Consider the following 18,650-nt stretch of genomic DNA (forward strand, 5'->3'; position numbering starts at 1 on the left):
AAAGAATTTCATGCAACTATCTTCTACAAAGAATAAAAATCAGGAGTGAATTTTTAATGACCGCCGTTTTAAAAAAGAGTTCATTGAACACGAAACAAAAAATATTAGCTTTTACGCTGACGCTTTTAACATTTGTGATGGGAACAAGTGAATTTGTAATTGTTGGCCTGCTGAATGAAGTTTCTTCAGATTTGCAAATCAGCCTTGCGGCAGCGGGCACCTTAATATCCGGTTTTGCGATTTCCTACGCAATCGGGACGCCGATTCTGACCATTTTTGTCAGCCGGTTCCCCAAATATCCATTAATGCTGACTTTGATTTCTATATTTATCATTGGAAATATGATCAGCGCATTATCAAGTTCTTATGAGCTGTTGATTTTGTCCAGAGTCGTGACTGCAGTGGTCAGTGGGGTGTTGGTTGCCTTGTCCATGAGTGTCGCCAGCGACATCATGCCGGAAAACAAGAAAAGCTCCATCATCGCACTCATTTTTGCAGGCTTCACTATATCCAATGTCATCGGCGTTCCGATAGGGACTTTGATTGGGCAGTTGCGCAACTGGCAACTGACTTTCTGGTTTACAACGTTGCTCGGGATCATTAGTTTGGTCATGGCCATCCTAATCCTTCCCAGAAAACTGAAAGTACAAAAAGGATCGGCAAAAGAACAATTGCGTTTTTTGAAGAACCCACGGATGATTTTGGCTTTCCTTATACCAACGTTTTCAATTGCCGGGACCTATACGGTTTATACGTATATCACGCCGATCCTGGAAGAAGGACTGGCAATTCCCACGGCATATGTTAGTGCTGTTCTACTGGCTTATGGAGCATTCTCGATCTTAAGCAATATAGTTGCAGGAAAAATTGCCAGCCATAATGGTGTAAGCAAGCTCCGCTACGTGTTCATCATCCAAGCTGTCATATTGGGTTCGCTTTATTTTACGATGGGAAATTCATTTGCCGGGCTTGTGAGCATTATGTTGATGGCCGTCATGATTTATGCGATGAATGCCACTATTCAATTGTATTTGATGAACTTAGCGGCGGTTTATTCTCCAGCTGCTAAAGATTTTGCTTCTTCGCTAACACCTGTTGCTGTAAACATCGGCATTGCTTTAGGAGCGACAATCGGTGGATATGTCATAGCGAATGGAAGTCTTCACCAGTTATCGTGGGTCGGAGGATTGTGTGCGCTGATTGCTTCCGGCTTGGCATTTGCGAGCTATCGTCTGGATCAAAAACAAAGCTTTTCAGTTTTGGAAGCTTTCGAGGGCTCAAAATCATAATTCATGCCTTGGATCTTATAAAGGAGAAGGGATTTGAACAAAAGTTTTTCACTTAGGCTGAAGAAGTGGATTAAGAAGAAAATCGATTGGCCGCAACTGGCTGAAAGAAAAACTGCTGTTCAATAGCTGTAAAAGATTCATCTATACAAAAAGCAGGATGACTAATTCCAGTCATCCTGTTTTTTTGTTGAACTATTTTCGAGGCAAAGATGAATTGGAACTTGTTTCTTTTCACTCGTCGTCAATTAATGCACGGACTGCCATTTTCAGCGTAGCGTAAACGTGGTCAAATGTCAGGATGGTGTCATTGTTGATAAGTTCTTGAGCGAGTCTTGGGGTTATGCCAGTCAGAACGGTCTTAATACCGAGCAGCTTCAGAGATTGATTCATAGGAAATCCTTATCAAGCAATTGCCCTAAACTTTCCGAAAGCTTAATTCTTTTTGAATCATTTGAAGTTTGGCATACCGAAGCTTGCGTTCAAACGGATCGGTTTCAGATTGCGGTTTGGCTAGATAATCCTCGCAATACTTGATTTCGTAATAAAGGATGTCCGTAGACTCCCTAACAGCATGGCGTTTGGATTTTTCTACTTCTGCCGCGATTTTTCCCGCTTCGAATTCAGCTGGATCCCGACGCGAGATTTCCAAAAGGAGGGCTTGCAGCGATTCGGTATCGGGCACTTTTTCATTTTCAAGCCGTGTAAGCCGCTCATACAGCTTTTTATTGGTGAATTTTTTGAGCCTAGCTTCACTGTTTCTGGAAAATAATTTCATTTTGTTTCTCCTTCCAGCAAAAGCAGCCTTCAATTGCCAGTTGAATCGCGGCAACGAAGCAATGCAATCTTAGTTCACCATACTTGATGATCCTTGTAATCAATTCATGAAACGAATCTGCTGCTCCTTTACTAAAGGATAAGCGGTTAATACCGTTCCGTCTAAATCTTCCTTATGCATATCTACAGCAGTTATTTGGCTATTTTCGTAGGTGGTGTAATAGTAGATTCCTTTGTCCATATTGCAGCAGGAAGAATAGATGGTGTATTCATATTCGCTATTTTCTGCTTCACACAATCCTTTTTGCTGCTCCACTGATTTTAAAATATGAAAAAACTGGCCGACACTTTCTGGTTCAGAAGTGCCGGAAACCGAATTTAAACTTGTAAAAGCGGCTTTTACAAATCGGGAAGTCGAAGATAAATCCCCGGGAAGTCCAATTCCACCCATGCCGCGGCTGTACACGTTCAAATCCAAACTTTTTGAAAACGTATTTTCGGAAACCTTAGGGGATAAGCGGCGGTAATTATTTAAGTTGAACATCTGAAAATCAAATGCAGGGTTGTTGGTCAGAACACCTGCAGGGTTATCATATACGTTCAATCCGTTTTTCATCGATTCCACAACAATGGATTGCAATTGATCTGAAATCATCCAGTGCATAGGAGATAATGGCAGCTCGTCGCTGAAGTTAATGTTCACCAGATTGATTTTCGCCAGCAATCTCTTAGCTTCCTTAACAGATTCACATTGACTGAGAATCCATGGGATAAATTCATAAGGAGATACATTGTCTTTGTCTGCTTTTTCCAGAAAAAGCAAGCATTCTCTGGAAAGTTCAATCCTGCCATACTTAACCCTTTTTCATTGGTTGCATCAAAGTACAAAGGATAGTTATCAACCACAATAGCCATGCCGATTAAAGAGTAATGACTTTGAATGTCCGGGACCTTTTGAAATTTGAATAAGAAATTTCGGGGAGTAATCGTAACCGATTCACCATAAGTCACATCTAAATCCAAATTGCGGCCGAAATAATGATCTTTCGTATACAAAGTGATGGATGTGCACACACTGGCTGCCTCCTTAAAATTCTGACAACTCAAGTTTACATTTGTTGTCTTAATAAGTCCAAATTTTTACGATCTTAGCCAGCTTAAAACCTGCTATTATTCGATTATCCTAATTATTTGCATGGAGTTCTTTTTAATATGTCGATAAGTGTTGCAGACAATGAAATTCCTGCTGAAACCGGCCAGGTTGCTTCAGCGTATGTTTAAAAGCAGATGAAGAAAACTGCCAACCCGATTTAACAAATGAATATAAGGCAAGGCCTAAAAGAATGCTGTATAAGCGCTTTTCCTGATTCCATTCTGAAGCGATAGACAATCTCCGGTGTTATAATAGATTGAATATATAGATAAATCAGGAGGGATTGCAGTGTCTCTTTTAGAAACTTTAAGAACAAACGCCGGAACAGGGAATGCCAAAATCGGACTTCATATCTTAAAGGCCAAAGTGAGACAAGGAGATATGGTTTCAGGGCAAGTGTATGTAATAGGAGGCGAAGCGGAGCAAAAAATAGATGGCGTTACAATTTCAGTTATGACAACTATTTTGGTGAACGAAGGTGAACGGAAAGTTATGCAAGACGCAGAAATCCAGCACTTCAGCCTAACAGACTCTTTTAGGATTTTGCCGAAAGAGGAAAAAACGGTTCCGTTTTCATTAAAGCTCTCTCCTGAAACCCCTCAGACTATCCATAAAGTGGATGTTTGGCTGAAAACAGTGTTAAAAACGGAAAAGGGGAAGGAGGCAAGTGATGAGCATGACATCCATGTCATGGGGACTGAAGCGGCAGAAAAAATTTTGGCTGCTATGCATGAGTTGGATTTCTCGTTAAAAAAGGCACTAAATATCAAAAGCGATCTGACCCATAGCGGCGTTGTTCAGGAACTTGAATTTTACCCCAGCCACAAGTTCAAGCGCCATTTCACTATCCTGCAGTTGGCGCTTATATCGGATAATGTAGGAACCACTGCCTATATCAAGCTCGTACATGAAGGGGGTAACCAAAGAAATTCACTTGGCCATAAAGCACAGGAAACAGAATCCAAAACGCTGCTTCATTACCGCTATGGCAATGTGCCTGATGGGGAAGAGGTCTATCAGCAACTCCTACATCATTTGACAAGCAAAACGTAAATAAATAATCTAATATGTGAAATGCAATCAAGTAACTTGGCAGCAACTTCGGGAACCACTGCCGAATTCAATCCACAGAAAAACCTCCTTTTTCAAGGAGGTTAGTTTGTTTCAGTAGCCTGGATTTTATTATACAAAGCTTTGGCCGCTTCATCAATAGACGTATAGTACTCAATTTTTTGATTTTCACTGGAAGTCACTTCAAGGATGAACGTGTCTTTAAGGCATTTCACGGTCAGTGTATCTTCCGCCCCAATCGAGAAGGAATGGCTGATGGTCGAAGTATTAAAATTGCATGAAATCTGCAAAAGATTCTTGATGTGTTCCAACTTCATGATAATCGCGCTCTTTCCTTCTTTGACATAGGTCGTCCATTATTTTTAATACGCTCAAGCCTGTCTATAAAGGTTTTACCCGATTTCATATTTCTTAATCGAAAAAACCCCCGAGTCGTCAGGAGCTTTTGCTCATATCGTAAGAACTTAAAAATGAAATGATGTATTGTGCTGTTTCTTCAGTCGAATCGTTTTGGACAATTTCTTGGGTAAACGAATGAGTAATTTCAAATGTAGTTGTATTTGGCAAACAGCGGACAGACAAGCTTTGACCGTCTTCCGCGGTAAAGACCTGATTGATCTTCACCGTATTGTATTCACACATTGTTTCTAAAAAAACTTTTACGCTATCGTATTTCATAGAGAGTGTCTCCTTTCCTGCTATGGAAAGTGACTAAGAAAAGTCTGAAAGAATCCATTAGTGCTAGAGACTAAGTATAGCACGGGAAAATGGGAAATCCTACCGAACGCCTTTATGGCCAGTTCTGCACTGGATTTAACTTTTAATCATCTCAAATAATGAGCGCCGGCTATAATGGTTGTGTGTTGCCAAAGCTTTTTCATTTCTATAGTATCCGCGACGTTTCGCCAAAAGAAGGTGGTTCATGATGGAAACTAAAACCGATCAGTCCGTTCAAACTTATATCGACTCACCGGAAAAAATGAAAAAGTTATACCGCCGGGTTATTTTTGTCGCCAGTCTGTCGCAGATTTTTGGAGGGGCCGGATTGGCGGCAGGAATTACCGTAGGGGCACTATTGGCGCAGCAAATGCTTGGGACAGCTGCCTATGCCGGGATGCCGATCGCCTTGTTTACGCTTGGGTCAGCCGCTGCAGCTGTGCTTGTTGGCCGGCTGTCTCAGCGCTATGGCCGACGCCTCGGTTTGACAACCGGTTTTATGCTCGGGGGATTTGGCGGGCTTGGCGTGGTGCTTGCTGCAGTACTAAATAGCCTCCCGCTATTGGTAGTATCGATGCTCATTTACGGGGCCGGAACGGCGACCAACCTGCAAACCCGCTATGCTGGAACAGATTTGGCAGCTAAGAATCAGCGGGCGAAAGCGGTGAGCATCATCATGGTCTCCGCTGCTTTCGGGGCGTTTGCCGGCCCGAATCTGGTCGGCGTAATGGGCGAGTTTGCTTTATCAATCGGAATTCCGGCACTTTCGGGACCGTTTCTGTTATCAGGGACAGCGTTTCTATTGGCAGGGCTGGTGATTTTCCTGTGGCTTCGCCCGGATCCGTTTTTAATTGCCAAAGCAATAGAGGCTTACAGAGAAGAGCACAAACAAGAAGACGTTTTCGAAGATGCACCTCAAACCTACAGCAAAAATGGGGTGGCGGCTGGGGCGGCTATTATGGTGTTGACTCAGTTGATCATGATTGCAATTATGACAATGACCCCTGTACATATGGGGCATTTTGGCCACGACCTCGGGGACATCGGTCTGGTGATTGGCATCCATATCGGTGCCATGTATTTGCCTTCTTTATTTACAGGCATCCTGGTCGATAAATTCGGCGCCACTGCCATGTCGGTGATAGCAGGCGCCACACTCACAACAGCCAGTGCTTTAGCGGCATTAGCGCCGGGAGAATCTTTGATCTCGATTATTTTGGCGCTGGCTTTGCTTGGCTTTGGCTGGAACATCGGATTGATTAGCGGAACGACGAAAGTGGTCGATTCTACGATTTCAGATAACCGAGCCAGAATCCAAGGAAACGTGGATGTCTTGATCGCTTTATCGGGTGCTTCTGGAGGAGTATTGTCGGGCATAGTGGTGGCCGGGTCAAGCTACGCGGTTTTGTCGTTGGCCGGGGGAGTGCTGTCGCTGATTTTAATTCCCATCATACTTTGGGCGAATCGGAGCAAAAGTGCGTCTAAAGTTGTTTAAGTTACAAGGAAAAAGACATTCTTGGAAAGTGGATGGAACACTTCCAGAATGTCTTGTTGCATTATATAGATTCCTTATTTCACAATTCCGATGGCAAAGCCGTCATAGCCTTTGCTGCCGACTGTTTGCAGGGCAGTGCCGTCGATCAAATTTTCATCTGCCATCATATCCATGAAATCCCGTATGGCTTTTCCGGTCGAATCTTCCGGATCGAGAACGCGCCCGCCTCGGACCACGTTATCGGCAATGATGACAGTGCCGGGACGGGAGAGTTTCAACGCCCATTTAAAATATTCAGGGTAGCTTGGTTTGTCTGCATCGATGAAAATCAAATCGAATGAGGACCATCCTTTGGATTTTAAGGTCGGCAAGGTATCAATAGCCGCTCCTTCGATGACTTCGATCTTATCGGACAAACCCGCGCGTTCAATGTTTTCGCGGGCCACCTTGGCATGGGCATTTTTGTATTCAAGTGTCACGATGTGCCCATCTTCCGGCAAGCCGCGGCCCATCCATATGCTGCTGTAGCCGCCCAGTGTGCCGATTTCCAGGACGTTTTTGGCGTTCGCCATTTTTACCATCAGGCTCAGGAACTTGCCATGATTCGCTGAAACATCGATTTCCGGCAATCCGGCATCGGCGTTGTTTTGCTGCACGGCTTTCATGACCGGATCTGTGTTGTGAAGCTTATCTGTAAAATAATCGTCTACGTCGTTCCACATTTGCTCTTTCATTAAAAGACCTCCTGATTTTAAAGATGCTGTTAAAGTTTGCGCCAGGTTAAGGTATAAAGAGCTTAGTTTTCTTGAACTGCCGTTTTAACTGCCTTCACTTCGTATTTGGCCACTTCCACATTAAGAATATGCGCCGGTTTGGGTTTGTTCAGGTTCGCTTTATGGCCGGCGATATGGACATCGCTTTTCTCCCATTGCTTCCAATGCGCTTCGGATTCCCATGTCACGAGGATCAGCACTTCTTCTTCGCCGCGTCTCACTTTTTTCTGTAAAACCTTCATATCAACAAAGCCTTCTTGCTTTTCAAGAATTCCGGGTTTGCTGAAGCGCTCAAGCACCAAGTGGGAATTTCCTTCAGTGATGGTCATTTTACGGGATTGGATAAACATATTTAAATCTCCATTCATTTTATAATTTTGAACTTGCTTTCCATACATTCTCTGCGATTTCTTTAAACTTACTCGCCATGGACAGTTTCGCCGGGTTTGTCTTCGGATGCGGAAGAACTTTCATGGATTTCGTCTTCATGGATTTCAAACAGCTGCGTAAATTCAGCAATCACCATTTCAACCGCTTTCAGTTCACCGACCAGAACCGGATGGATCGTCTGCAATTCCGGCGTTTCCAACTGCTGCTTTAACGTATCCCGGCGGGTGTTCATACGGGCTAGAAATTCAAGGGCTCTGCCGCGCCTAAACGTTTTGGCGCCGCCGCGTTCTTTGCGCCGGTGTCCGCCTCTGCCGCGACGGAATTCCTCCCGGCTTAGGTCATCAGATCTGGTTGGTTTTGTGTCTTCGGGTTCTTTCATTGCTTTTACCTCCTAACACTTCCATTTGCCTAACTGTTTTGATTGTATACAAATGTATACAAAGTGTCAAACTTCTAATGAAACAAACCTGCGTGGACATTTTTAGGCTGAAATTTAAAGGCTTTAAGGCACGATCTTAAAATCGTTCGTGAAATTCCGTCACATAATCGACTTACATTAAATGTCATCAGTAATGCTATGATGAAAAAGAATGAATTTATCCATTTATTGTATGTAGAAGGAGTGTCGTTATGTCCACAGAATCCATGATTTCGTTAAGCAGTTCGTCGTTGTTCTTTTCATTTATTCTTTTCTTGATCGCGATTGTCCCGTTTGGCATCGCAGTGAAATCCCGGAAGCAAGCGGCTATTAAAATCGCTTTGGCGTTGACAGTTATCGGCTTTTTGGCTCAATTGACTTATTTCATTTTGCGGTGGGTGGCTTCCGGACATGCACCGGTTAGCAATCTCAATGAGTTTTTGACGTTTTTCGGCATCATGCTGATCGGCAGCTTTTTGGTGTTTTACTACCTGTACCGCCAGCCAGTGGTTGGGCTGTTTTTGCTGCCGGTCTCTATTTTGATCATCGCTTACGCCAGTATGTTTGCCAATGAAGTTGCACCATTAATACCTGCATTGCAAAGCCACTGGCTCACGATTCACGTCATTACGGTAGCCACTGCCAGTGCAGTACTGTCGGTGTCATTTGTGACCGGGCTGATTTACTTGCTGAAAAATGTAGACACTGCCCAAAAAGGAAAGCGGTCGTTCTTTTTGGAACTTGTTTTGTACTTCCTGGTTGTTGTTGTCGGGTTTATCCTGGTGACTTCAGCGTTTCAGATCACCGATTACAAAGCGAGCTACCAGTTTGAGAACCAGCAAGGGGAAATCCAGGTGCACGATTACGCCATGCCTGCCATCGTGGTGCCCACTGGCTCTGTGCCCGTTAAAGAAGTGGCTGGAAGTTATGAGCCGGCTGAGCATTATGGCGGTCTGCTTGAAATTCCCAACAGCATTGAAGCAGCAAAATCCAATTCGGTTCTGTGGTCTTTCCTGGCAGGTTCCGTCATCTATTTATTGATTCGCTTGATTGCACGCAAAAAAATCGCACAGTTGCTGCAGCCGTTTACCAATAGAGTCAGCTCCACGTTGATGGATGAAATTTCGTACCGTTCCGTAGTCATCGGCTTTCCGCTGTTTGCACTCGGTGGCCTGTTCTTTGCGATGATTTGGGCACAGATCGCCTGGAGCCGCTTCTGGGGCTGGGACCCAAAAGAAGTATGGGCACTAATCACGTTCTTATTCTATGCCGCATTCCTTCATTTGCGGCTCGGCAAAGAATGGACAGGCGAGAAAACGGCATGGCTCGCCATCATCGGTTTCGGGACAATCATTTTTAATCAAATTTTCGTGAATTTGGTCATCGCCGGCTTGCATTCTTATGCCTAAACGAAGTTAGAGCCTTGGGAGAATGATTTGTTCTCTCGGGGCTTTTTAGGTTCTAAAAATCTTTGGAATGCTAAACGGTGAAACGCGTTTTATGGGAGAATAAGGAATCTATACACCAGCTCCAATAAGTAATCACTTCATCCTTAAAACGAAAGGAGCAGGGTTCATGAAAATGAAAAATATACTGGCAGCTGCGTCACTCCTTATTCTTTTATCAGGCTGTTCGGCTAGGATAATAGAAACAAACGGAACTACAGAAGAAACACAGTCAGAATTTCCGCCGTCAATGGAAGGAATGGTCCGCATTGACGGCAGCCTGCACGACCTGAAAGAAGGCAACAGCCGGTGGGAAAGAAAAAGCGGCACCGGAACGGAAGTTGCGATGACGGATGCTGCTTCACCGTCCCAACTGGCAGAAGAAGTGGTTGCAATTCAAGCAAGCCAAAACGCCATAATTGGATTTAAGATAGAGGGAGAGCTGAAAATTTCCGTCTACCAATGGAATGGGAATAAGAGAGAGAAGCAGATAGAATTGACTGATCATCAATTCTCGGTTCCCGTAAGCGGAGGCCGCTATATTTATGAAGCGCTCGCAACTTGGGAAGAAGGGGAAGTGTCCTACACGTTTGTCATCGAAGTGGACTAGTTTTTGAAGAAATGTAAATTCACCCTATAGATGGAACTTATTATCTTTCATTTCGTAAGGATAATTAAAGTAATAGGAAAGGAGAAAGACGTATGCCATTTAAAAAAATTGTCCTGATGAGTGGGGCGATTGTTGTGTTTATACTGGCGGCGCTCATCAGCTGGTATGAAGGTGGGCAATTGCGCGACGAACCGTGGGAATGGCGGTATACTGCCGTATTCTCTAACTGGGCAAATGAAGGCTTCACAAACGAGGACAATCTGTGGATACTTGATCATTTTGTTTATGCCGCAAAGTTTGAACCGCTTTTTCCGTTAGTGATGGCGATATCGTTCTACTTCGTTTTGTTCCAGCTGACTTTTTGGTTATTTAGAGGTAGAAGAACCGTACGAAATGCGATTTTATTGCTCGTAGCAAGCTTCTCTTTCCTGGCTTGCTATGCCTTATTTGATTCGCCGACCATTGGCTTTCAGCTGTTTGCCTTGCTATTCGGGTTGGCAGGGGCATTATCCGTATTTAGGATGATTGCTGTTAAATCCGGTGGATACAGTGAAGCTAAGGGCTTTGGAAAAGGGGAGTTTTCGTGACAGGAAGCCATTCCTGTTTATAAGAATCAAAGGAGACAGCCGATTGAAAAACGGCAGTCTCCTTTTTGTATACCTCTATTATTCCTGCACCGTCCGCCATAAAAGAACTCTTCCTTTATAAGCAACCAAGCTGACTGCTGCTAGCAAGATACCTGACAAGACGAAGACTCCGCGGATGCCAAATGAATCTGCCAAAACACCCATTATGAGAGAAGCGATACCGAACGTTCCCGTTCCAATTGCACCGAGCGTTGTGAACACCATCGGCAATTGTCCTTTCGGTACACTTGTCTGGACCACTGTTTGCTGCGGAATGTTTTTGATTTGGCCGAACAGCCCAACTAAAAAGGACAATAGCAATGCCAGCAGCGGCAGGCTGTTTAGCCCGAAAAGAATGGTGGCAAAACTGCCAGAAATAGCACCCAGGAAAATGAACTGGCTAAGCTTTTGTTCGATCCGGTCCGAAAAGTGCAGACAGAACAGGCTGCCTGCGATCAATCCGAGAAAGAAAGAACCGTTGATGAAGCCCCACCATTGTTCGTCGGCCGATAAAGCATCGCTGACAAAAACATAAAGAATTGCGGCGATCCAAACGGTGCCGGCAACGGTTTCCAGCACGTCCATCCAGGCAATCCGTTTTAGCACGGGTGAAGCGGAAACGGTCTGCCAGCCTTGGGTGATTTGCTGCCGCTTGCTTTGCTCCTTGGAAGGCGTAATGTTAACGGACTCCAACCCGCATAAAAGAAGGCTCGACAAGAAAAACAAAGCCGCAGTCAGCCAAACCAAATCGTTTGCTGAGAGCCAAATCAACAGTGAGCTGCCAACAAACCACATGGCGGTTTGGATCGACTGGGTAATAGTTTCAGTGATACCATTCGCTTTTAACAGCTGTTCACTCTTCACGTAATGCGGGAAGAGTGTTTGAGTCACAGGGTTGGCACAGCCGTCCAGCAAGGCAACTATACTGATGACTGGAAATAGCACATAGTAGTTGGAAAGAGAGAGTTGCGGCAATAAAGATGCTAGCAAAATCAGCAAGGCGGTTTTGCCCATCTGCGAGCCAGTTAGCAGCCATTTCAAATTGAAGCGCTGCATCAGCAACGGCGTCAATGTGTTTGACAGAAACATTGATGCGGTAATGGTAAATGGCACGAAAGCGGCTGCCGTAGCCGATCCGGTCAATTCAAAAATCAGATAAATCACGCTGACAATGTACAAGACGTCGCCAATATTGGCAAGCGACTGCCCGGTCAACAGCAAGTTGAAATTTCGATTCAGTTTCATCATTGTATTCCCCCATGAATTCAATTCGTAATTGTTTTGAATGAATGGGGTTATTTAAATTGGACTACGGGTCATGTCGAATATTCCTTTCGGCTGGCGGACGGCTCCGGGGGAAAGGGAGGTGTCCTAAATTTTGGCTAGCTCCATTATACGCTAAATATTCGGAAAATAAATGGCAGTGAAAGAAGAAATTGGATATAGTTAAATAGAAAAGCGGTTCGATAACGGCTTGCGTGTATGTATTTGCAAAGGAGATTTTCTTATGGAGTTACTGTTAAAACCAATGGACCGTAAGGTGGCTGAAGAAATTTTAAGTTGGCAATATGATCCGCCGTACGATTTTTACAACACAGAAACAACTGAAGAAGAAATGTCTGAACGTCTCAATGGAGCTTGTTTTGCCTTGCAGGAAGGTTCAGGAGAGCTCGTAGGGTTCTTCTGCACCGGAAAAAGTGCACAAGTTCCGGCCGGCCAGCTTCAAGGTGTGTATAAGGAAGTTCTTACCGATATCGGGCTTGGGATGAAACCGAAGTTAACCGGGAAAGGGAATGGGTCAGCCTTTACTTCGTTCATCATTAATTGTATTGAAGAGAACTATGAAAGCGTCCCTATCCGCCTGACCGTCGCTCTATTTAATAAAAGGGCAGTTCACTTATATAAAAAACTTGGGTTTGTTCCTGACAAGCAGTTTCGGAACAATTATGCTGAATTTATGACGATGGTCAAAAGATAAATTAAATTCTCTAAGAAAAACAGCTTTTTTAGAAAGGGTTTTATTGTGATGAAACATATCTTTGCTTTTGAATCGATAGAAGAATATAAGAAGCATGAAAGTCTTATCCAGCGTTTCAGCGATCGATTAAATGGATACCAAGAAATACTCGAAGAAAATTTTGCCTTAACAGAAGCACCGAAGGCGATTGTATGGACCTCCGCTGAACTCGCAACTTCCGTTTTCTCTGAAATACCGATTCCTGCATTTACGAATAAAGACACAATCTACATATCTCCGGATTTAACAGCATGGAGAGAACTAATGATCGAACAATTGGATGGAAAAGATTTGCCGCATATTCAGCGTTTTTACGAAAACTTTTCTGAGAATCTTTTATTTACTATATTGGCACATGAACTAACACACCACTCCGATTTGTTTGTAGATGAGTTTGATGAGGAATGGCATGACAGTATCTGGTTTGAAGAAGGAATGTGCGAATACTTGCCCAAAAAATTATTATTAAGTGAGAGCGAATTTAATGGCATAACTGCAGTAGAGACAGAACTGGTTGAAGTATTTACCGAAGAATACGGGTTAAGATCGCTCGATGAATTCGGAAGCGCTTCGTATAAGGGGAGTTTATCCAGCATCATGTTTGATTACTGGAGAAGCTTTTTAACCATTAAGTTTTTAGTAGAAGAGCGTTATCAAAACGATGTTCGTCTGATTTTGGAGGATTATCGTAAATGGCACGAAGGAGGAAGAAAGACATCTCTTTCCTCTTATTTTAATATCGAACAGATGATGAAGAAAATAGATGCACGATAAAAAGTATGGGAAGTAAAACGGAAAACGAATGATATGATTCTGCGCGTTTATAAAAACACGCTGGAATTTCCAACCGACTTTTACAACGGGTATTAGTATTTACATCTGCCGGTTGCTGCCTAAGCACATCAGTTGCTCTTTTAATATATTCAAGTTATTCTAGTCACAAGACATACCCCTGGGGGTTTAATTTGGCGAAGGAGATTTTCATGAAGACATTTTGGAATTTGCTTTGACCAGCACAGCGCTTAGCATTCCTGGCAGGAATTGCGTTTTTTGTTTTTATAGTCCTCACCAAATAAAAGTTAATACAAATGGCCAAATGATTCTTTGGCTGATAAGAGGGAACAATACTTAGGAATAGACATATAAAAAGAGAGGAGTTTTCAATATGTTCAACTACACAGTAGAAACGGAAAAAGGCAGAGACGAAGCGGTTCAAGCGCTCGCAGAAAATCTGCAGGCAGAAAAGTTTGGAATCCTGTGGAATTTTGATCTGACAGCAAAACTTCAGGAAAAAGGCACAGATTTTGATACTCCGTTCACCATCCTCGAAGTTTGCAACCCTCAGGAAGCAAACCGGGTGCTGTCAGAAGATTTGATGGTAGGATACTTCCTGCCATGCAAAATTGTCGTGTATGAAGAAGAGGGAACGACGAAAATCGGCATGCCAAAACCAAGCGCTTTAATCGAAATGGTGCATAATGAATCGATTAAGCAAATTGCTTTGGATATTGAAGAAAGATTGATTGGCTGTATTGACAAATCTGTATGAGAATAAAAGCTGAAGATAGAATAACTGCAATTATAGAAAACGGGGCAGTTCTAATAGATTGATTTCGCTTAAGGAAGAAAAGCGGACTGTCCTTTTTAAGATGAAACAAAACGCTTGAAATAATACCCAAAGGGGTATAAAATTGATCATCATTAACATTTACTTCGTTTATAGGAGGGTTAGAACCTATGGAATACGATAAACAAGTCCAAAACCGGCTGAAACGGATTGAAGGCCAGCTGAAAGGCGTCCTGCGGATGGTCGAAGAAAACGACGATTGCCGCGATGTAGTTACCCAGCTGTCTGCAGTTCGAAGTGCAGTGGATCGCGCAATCGGCGTCATTGTCAGCGAAAACCTGGAACAGTGTGTCCGTGAAAGCCTTGAAAAAGGGGAAAGCACCGATCAGCTTGTAAAAGATGCAGTGAGCCTTCTGGTCAAAAGCCGCTGAGAAAATTCGTCAATCAAGTGTTGACGAATTTTCTCTCGGATGATAATATACCCTATGGGGTATGTGAATGAAGTGTGGATGTTTTATTTTTTATTTAAAATTTCATATACCCCCAAGGGTAAATAGAGTGGAGGAAACAAGGCAGTGGAACAAACAAAATCAACAAACATTATTTTATTCAGCGGAGATTACGACAAAGCGATGGCCGCTTACATCATCGCGAACGGCGCAGCAGCCTTTGATCATGAAGTAACGATTTTCCACACATTCTGGGGATTAAATGTATTGCGGAAAGACAAACCGCCTGCCGTAAAGAAAGGTTTTCTTGAACGGCAATTTGCCAGAATGATGCCGCGGGGCGCAGACAAGATGGGCTTGTCCAATATGAATATGGGCGGCATGGGACCCAAAATGATCAAACAAGTGATCGGCAAGCACAATTCGATGACGATGCCGCAATTGATCGAGATGGCACAGGAACAGGACATCCATCTGGTGGCATGTACAATGACGATGGATCTTCTCGGACTGCAGCAGGAAGAATTGCTTGACGGCGTAACCTATGCGGGCGTGGCTGCTTATTTGGCAGATGCAGAAGACGGCAACGTGAATTTATTCATTTAACGAAAAGAGGGGAAATATGGATACTTGGTTAATGATTTTAATCGGTGCTGTTATTGTTTTTATCGGTTACCGCGCGATCGCACCAGCAAAAGGCGGAAAATCCATTTCGACGGATGAACTGAAGCCAGAACTTAAGAAAATCGGCAAACAATTCATTGATGTAAGAACACCAGCAGAGTTCAAAGCAGGGCACATCAAGGAATTCAAGAATATTCCGCTCAATGAATTGCCAAATCGCCTGAATGAACTGAACGCAGAGCAAGACATTTACCTGATCTGCCAGAGCGGTATGCGAAGCAGCAGAGCAGCAGACATATTAAAGAAAAATGGTTTTGAGCAAGTCGTTAATGTAAGAGGCGGCATGAACAATTACCGTCCATAAATTGAAGGAGGAAAAACAATGAACCGAATGGCCACACAAGAAGTACAAGAACATATTAAAAACAATAAAGATGCGTCAATTATCGATGTGCGCGAAACAGAAGAAGTAAAGGCAGGAAAGATTCCCGGCGCAGTTAATACCCCTTTAGGGCTTATCGAGTTCCGTCTGCAGGATATCGACAAATCTAAAGAACACATCCTAGTTTGCCGATCCGGCAACCGCAGCGGCATGGCAACAAATATCCTTGAAAGCCGCGGCTACAACGTTATCAATATGGATGGCGGCATGCTGGACTGGGACGGACCGACTGAGTAAGTAAAATTTTTTTTAACTGAAAATATACCCCACTGGGTACTAGGAGGATCATTACATGATTAAAACTGACCAAATTCTTGATGCAAAAGGGCTTGCATGCCCAATGCCGATCGTACGCACGAAAAAAGCGATGAAAGACTTGGAACCCGGACAAGTGATTGAAGTGCAGGCGACCGACAAGGGTTCGCTTGCCGATATGAAAGCTTGGGCGAAAAGCAGCGGCAACCAGTATCTCGGTTCTTCTGAAGAAGGCGATGTGCTGAAGCATTACTTGCGGAAAGCAGATTCGTCAGAAGAAAAGGACGAGATTAATTTCCCACATACGGTGACAAATAGCGAATTGCAGGAGCAGCTTGGACGCGGCGGCATAATCATTTTGGACGTCCGGGAGCCGGCAGAATTTGCATTCGGACACGTAAAAGGCGCGGTATCGATCCCTCTTGGAGAACTGGATCAGCGGGCAGGCGAATTGGATTCAGAAAAAGAAGTTTTCGTCATCTGCCTCACAGGCAACCGCAGTGATTTTGCAGCGAAGCAATTGGCTGAAAAAGGCTTTGGCCGCGTGAAGAATGCCGTAGAGGGCATGAGCCAATGGGCCGGCGAAACGAAACAAAGCAGTAGCTAAGCAATCTTACAATTTAACTTAACTGGAGGAATACCAAATGGCAGGAAAAACAGCAATCATCGCATCAAACGGTTCATTATTCGATGCGTACAAAGTTTATAATATCGCAACAGCCGCAGCAGCAAGTGATCACGAAGTGGCGATTTTCTTCACATTCGAAGGATTGAACTTGATCCACAAAGAAGCATACGGACAATTGGCTTTGCCGAAAGGCAAGGAGCAATTGGCAGAAGGTTTCAAAAAGGCGAATGTACCCGCCATTCCGGAATTGGTCGAACTGGTATAGGAACTGGATGTAAAATTCATCGGCTGCCAAATGACGATGGATGTCATGGGCCTTGAAAAAGACGCTTTCATCGACGGTATTGACGTCGGCGGAGCTGTCACGTTCCTGGACTTTGCAAAAGACGCAGACGCCACCTTAACGTTTTAATCCAAAAAAATTTACGTAATAAAATACACTAGGGGGTATTTGTATGACAGTAAAAGCAATGACAGCCAAACAAGTAGCAAGAAAAGTAATCGATCACGAACCATTGTTCATCCTGGACGTGCGCAACGGCGACGCATTCGCCGACTGGAAAATCGAAGGCGGCAACATTCAGTATTTGAACATCCCTTATTTCGATTTATTGGACGGTGTCGAAGAAGTGGTTTCAGAACTTCCGACAAACAAAGACATCTTAGTGGTTTGTGCGAAAGAAGGATCTTCTGTCATGGTGGCGGAAATGCTGGATGAAGAAGGCGTGGAGGCAGCGTATCTAGAAGGCGGCATGAAAGCGTGGAGTGAACAACTGGAACCAGTGAGAGTCGGCGATTTGAAAAACGGCGGCGAATTGTACCAGTTCGTCCGCATCGGAAAAGGCTGCCTGTCGTATATGGCCATCTCCGGCGGCGAAGTTGCGATTATCGATGCCACCCGCATGACCGATATCTTCCTGGATTTCGCGCAGGAAAAAGGAGCGACGATCAAGCACGTATTCGACACGCACTTGCACGCAGACCACATTTCCGGAGGACGCCAAATCGCAGAAGCGACGGGCGCAATCTATTACTTGCCGCCGGCGGACGCAGAAGAAGTGGTATTCGACTATGCGGAATTGGTGGGTGGACTGGAAGTCTCGATTGGCGATGCAAAAATAGAAATCGAAGCCTTGTACTCACCCGGGCATACCATCGGGTCGACATCGTTCATCGTGGACGATCAATACTTGATGACAGGTGACATTCTGTTCATCGATTCCATCGGCCGTCCTGACCTTGCAGGCCTTGCAGAAGACTGGGTAGGCGACTTGCGTGAATCGCTTTACAGCCGCTACGCAGAATTGGCTGACGAGCTGATCGTATTGCCGGCTCACTTCATGATCATGGAAGAGCTGAACGAGGACGGCAGCGTCGCGAAAACATTGGGCAGTCTGTTCAAAGAAAACCACGGATTGAATATCGAAGACGAGCAAGAGTTCCGCGATATGGTCACGAAAAACCTGCCGCCGCAGCCGAACGCATACCAGGATATCCGCCAGACGAACATGGGGAAAATCACACCGGACGATGAAGTGCAGCGCGAAATGGAAATCGGACCGAACCGCTGTGCAGTCCGTTAATTCTAAATCAAAAATTCAACTAAAAAAGCAGAAACTCAAAGGAGAGAATACGATGAACGCAGATAAAGTATTAGACGCAAAAGGCTTGGCTTGCCCAATGCCGATCGTCAAAACAAGAAAAGAAATGAAAGACATGGAGTCTGGCCAAGTGTTGGAAATCCTGGCAACCGATAAAGGCGCAAAAGCGGACATGACGGCTTGGGCAAAATCGGGAGGCCACGAATTGCTGGACATTCAAGAAGAAGGCGGCGTCCTAAAATTCTGGATCAAGAAAGGCTGAAAGCAGTAGGAAGGGTATCGCTGTGATACCCTTTTCTCTTTTGG

Annotated in this window: 24 protein-coding genes and 2 pseudogenes; 17 read left to right on the forward strand and 9 right to left on the reverse strand. The window is 44.2% G+C overall.

The window, feature by feature from the left end; all coding sequences use genetic code 11:
* The first annotated feature begins 56 nt into the window (after positions 1-56).
* Positions 57-1,289: an MFS transporter gene (locus QWY22_RS09295; protein WP_300984142.1), complete on the forward strand. Its 1,233-nt coding sequence runs from the start codon at positions 57-59 to the stop codon at positions 1,287-1,289.
* A 231-nt stretch (positions 1,290-1,520) separates the two neighbouring features.
* Here the strand turns inward: QWY22_RS09295 and QWY22_RS09300 are convergent, their stop codons facing one another.
* The 3 genes and pseudogenes from QWY22_RS09300 to bsh form a co-directional block, all read right to left on the reverse strand.
* Positions 1,521-1,679, reverse strand: coding sequence for an STAS domain-containing protein (locus QWY22_RS09300; protein ID WP_300984143.1), 159 nt, complete (start codon positions 1,677-1,679; stop codon positions 1,521-1,523).
* A 25-nt stretch (positions 1,680-1,704) separates the two neighbouring features.
* Complete coding sequence (locus QWY22_RS09305) at positions 1,705-2,064, reverse strand: hypothetical protein (protein WP_300984144.1); 360 nt, start codon at positions 2,062-2,064, stop codon at positions 1,705-1,707.
* A gap of 99 nt (positions 2,065-2,163) precedes the next feature.
* A pseudogene (gene bsh / locus QWY22_RS09310) lies at positions 2,164-3,137 on the reverse strand (choloylglycine hydrolase).
* Between the two features lie 367 nt (positions 3,138-3,504).
* Between bsh and QWY22_RS09315 the strand changes: the two are divergent.
* Positions 3,505-4,269: a sporulation protein gene (locus QWY22_RS09315; RefSeq protein WP_300984145.1), complete on the forward strand. Its 765-nt coding sequence runs from the start codon at positions 3,505-3,507 to the stop codon at positions 4,267-4,269.
* A gap of 101 nt (positions 4,270-4,370) precedes the next feature.
* On the opposite strand, the gene QWY22_RS09320 is transcribed toward QWY22_RS09315, so the two are convergent.
* Positions 4,371-4,604, reverse strand: a complete 234-nt coding sequence (locus QWY22_RS09320) for a hypothetical protein (RefSeq protein ID WP_300984146.1) — start codon at positions 4,602-4,604, stop codon at positions 4,371-4,373.
* 118 nt (positions 4,605-4,722) lie between these two features.
* A complete protein-coding gene (locus tag QWY22_RS09325) occupies positions 4,723-4,965 on the reverse strand; it encodes a hypothetical protein (RefSeq protein ID WP_036808936.1) in 243 nt (80 codons plus the stop codon).
* A gap of 247 nt (positions 4,966-5,212) precedes the next feature.
* Between QWY22_RS09325 and QWY22_RS09330 the strand changes: the two genes are divergently transcribed.
* Positions 5,213-6,499, forward strand: coding sequence for an MFS transporter (locus QWY22_RS09330; RefSeq protein WP_300984365.1), 1,287 nt, complete (start codon positions 5,213-5,215; stop codon positions 6,497-6,499).
* 74 nt (positions 6,500-6,573) lie between these two features.
* On the opposite strand, the gene QWY22_RS09335 is transcribed toward QWY22_RS09330, so the two are convergent.
* From QWY22_RS09335 to QWY22_RS09345, 3 genes are all read right to left on the reverse strand, one after another.
* Positions 6,574-7,233, reverse strand: a complete 660-nt coding sequence (locus QWY22_RS09335) for an O-methyltransferase (protein ID WP_300984147.1) — start codon at positions 7,231-7,233, stop codon at positions 6,574-6,576.
* 62 nt (positions 7,234-7,295) lie between these two features.
* Positions 7,296-7,622 carry an antibiotic biosynthesis monooxygenase family protein gene (locus QWY22_RS09340; RefSeq protein WP_074510720.1) on the reverse strand — a complete coding sequence of 109 codons (327 nt, stop codon included), beginning with the start codon at positions 7,620-7,622 and terminating at the stop codon, positions 7,296-7,298.
* A gap of 68 nt (positions 7,623-7,690) precedes the next feature.
* On the reverse strand, positions 7,691-8,041 hold the full coding sequence (locus QWY22_RS09345) for a hypothetical protein (RefSeq protein ID WP_300984148.1): 351 nt from the start codon (positions 8,039-8,041) through the stop codon (positions 7,691-7,693).
* Between the two features lie 251 nt (positions 8,042-8,292).
* On the opposite strand from QWY22_RS09345, the gene ccsB reads away from it, so the two are divergent.
* From ccsB to QWY22_RS09360, 3 genes are all read left to right on the forward strand, one after another.
* Positions 8,293-9,489: a c-type cytochrome biogenesis protein CcsB gene (gene ccsB, locus QWY22_RS09350; RefSeq protein ID WP_300984149.1), complete on the forward strand. Its 1,197-nt coding sequence runs from the start codon at positions 8,293-8,295 to the stop codon at positions 9,487-9,489.
* A gap of 166 nt (positions 9,490-9,655) precedes the next feature.
* Positions 9,656-10,135: a hypothetical protein gene (locus QWY22_RS09355; RefSeq protein WP_300984151.1), complete on the forward strand. Its 480-nt coding sequence runs from the start codon at positions 9,656-9,658 to the stop codon at positions 10,133-10,135.
* Positions 10,136-10,227: 92 nt separating this feature from the next.
* On the forward strand, positions 10,228-10,722 hold the full coding sequence (locus QWY22_RS09360; protein WP_300984153.1) for a DUF4306 domain-containing protein: 495 nt from the start codon (positions 10,228-10,230) through the stop codon (positions 10,720-10,722).
* Between the two features lie 78 nt (positions 10,723-10,800).
* On the opposite strand, the gene QWY22_RS09365 is transcribed toward QWY22_RS09360, so the two are convergent.
* Positions 10,801-12,006 (reverse strand): MFS transporter, encoded by a 1,206-nt coding sequence (locus QWY22_RS09365; protein ID WP_300984154.1) that lies wholly within the window; start codon positions 12,004-12,006, stop codon positions 10,801-10,803.
* Between the two features lie 262 nt (positions 12,007-12,268).
* Between QWY22_RS09365 and QWY22_RS09370 the strand changes: the two genes are divergently transcribed.
* From QWY22_RS09370 to QWY22_RS09420, 11 genes and pseudogenes are all read left to right on the forward strand, one after another.
* On the forward strand, positions 12,269-12,739 hold the full coding sequence (locus tag QWY22_RS09370; protein ID WP_300984155.1) for a GNAT family N-acetyltransferase: 471 nt from the start codon (positions 12,269-12,271) through the stop codon (positions 12,737-12,739).
* A gap of 48 nt (positions 12,740-12,787) precedes the next feature.
* A complete protein-coding gene (locus tag QWY22_RS09375) occupies positions 12,788-13,552 on the forward strand; it encodes a hypothetical protein (RefSeq protein ID WP_300984156.1) in 765 nt (254 codons plus the stop codon).
* A 391-nt stretch (positions 13,553-13,943) separates the two neighbouring features.
* The gene (locus tag QWY22_RS09380) at positions 13,944-14,327 is read left to right on the forward strand and encodes a DUF302 domain-containing protein (RefSeq protein ID WP_300984157.1); all 384 of its coding nucleotides are present in this window, start codon (positions 13,944-13,946) and stop codon (positions 14,325-14,327) included.
* A 188-nt stretch (positions 14,328-14,515) separates the two neighbouring features.
* Positions 14,516-14,776, forward strand: coding sequence for a metal-sensitive transcriptional regulator (locus QWY22_RS09385; RefSeq protein ID WP_036808901.1), 261 nt, complete (start codon positions 14,516-14,518; stop codon positions 14,774-14,776).
* A 144-nt stretch (positions 14,777-14,920) separates the two neighbouring features.
* Positions 14,921-15,400, forward strand: coding sequence for a DsrE/DsrF/DrsH-like family protein (locus QWY22_RS09390; RefSeq protein ID WP_300984158.1), 480 nt, complete (start codon positions 14,921-14,923; stop codon positions 15,398-15,400).
* Positions 15,401-15,416: 16 nt separating this feature from the next.
* On the forward strand, positions 15,417-15,782 hold the full coding sequence (locus QWY22_RS09395) for a rhodanese-like domain-containing protein (protein WP_300984159.1): 366 nt from the start codon (positions 15,417-15,419) through the stop codon (positions 15,780-15,782).
* Positions 15,783-15,800: 18 nt separating this feature from the next.
* Positions 15,801-16,097 (forward strand): rhodanese-like domain-containing protein, encoded by a 297-nt coding sequence (locus QWY22_RS09400; RefSeq protein WP_300984160.1) that lies wholly within the window; start codon positions 15,801-15,803, stop codon positions 16,095-16,097.
* A gap of 55 nt (positions 16,098-16,152) precedes the next feature.
* Positions 16,153-16,722 carry a sulfurtransferase TusA family protein gene (locus tag QWY22_RS09405; RefSeq protein WP_300984161.1) on the forward strand — a complete coding sequence of 190 codons (570 nt, stop codon included), beginning with the start codon at positions 16,153-16,155 and terminating at the stop codon, positions 16,720-16,722.
* Positions 16,723-16,759: 37 nt separating this feature from the next.
* A pseudogene (locus QWY22_RS09410) lies at positions 16,760-17,155 on the forward strand (DsrE/DsrF/DrsH-like family protein).
* A gap of 43 nt (positions 17,156-17,198) precedes the next feature.
* Entirely contained in the window at positions 17,199-18,326 is a 1,128-nt protein-coding gene (locus tag QWY22_RS09415; protein ID WP_300984162.1) for an MBL fold metallo-hydrolase, read from the forward strand.
* Positions 18,327-18,378: 52 nt separating this feature from the next.
* Positions 18,379-18,606 (forward strand): sulfurtransferase TusA family protein, encoded by a 228-nt coding sequence (locus tag QWY22_RS09420; RefSeq protein ID WP_036808871.1) that lies wholly within the window; start codon positions 18,379-18,381, stop codon positions 18,604-18,606.
* The last annotated feature ends 44 nt before the right edge of the window (positions 18,607-18,650 follow it).

Origin of the sequence: Planococcus liqunii, from assembly GCF_030413595.1 — a bacterium.
Lineage (GTDB): Bacteria > Bacillota > Bacilli > Bacillales_A > Planococcaceae > Planococcus > Planococcus liqunii.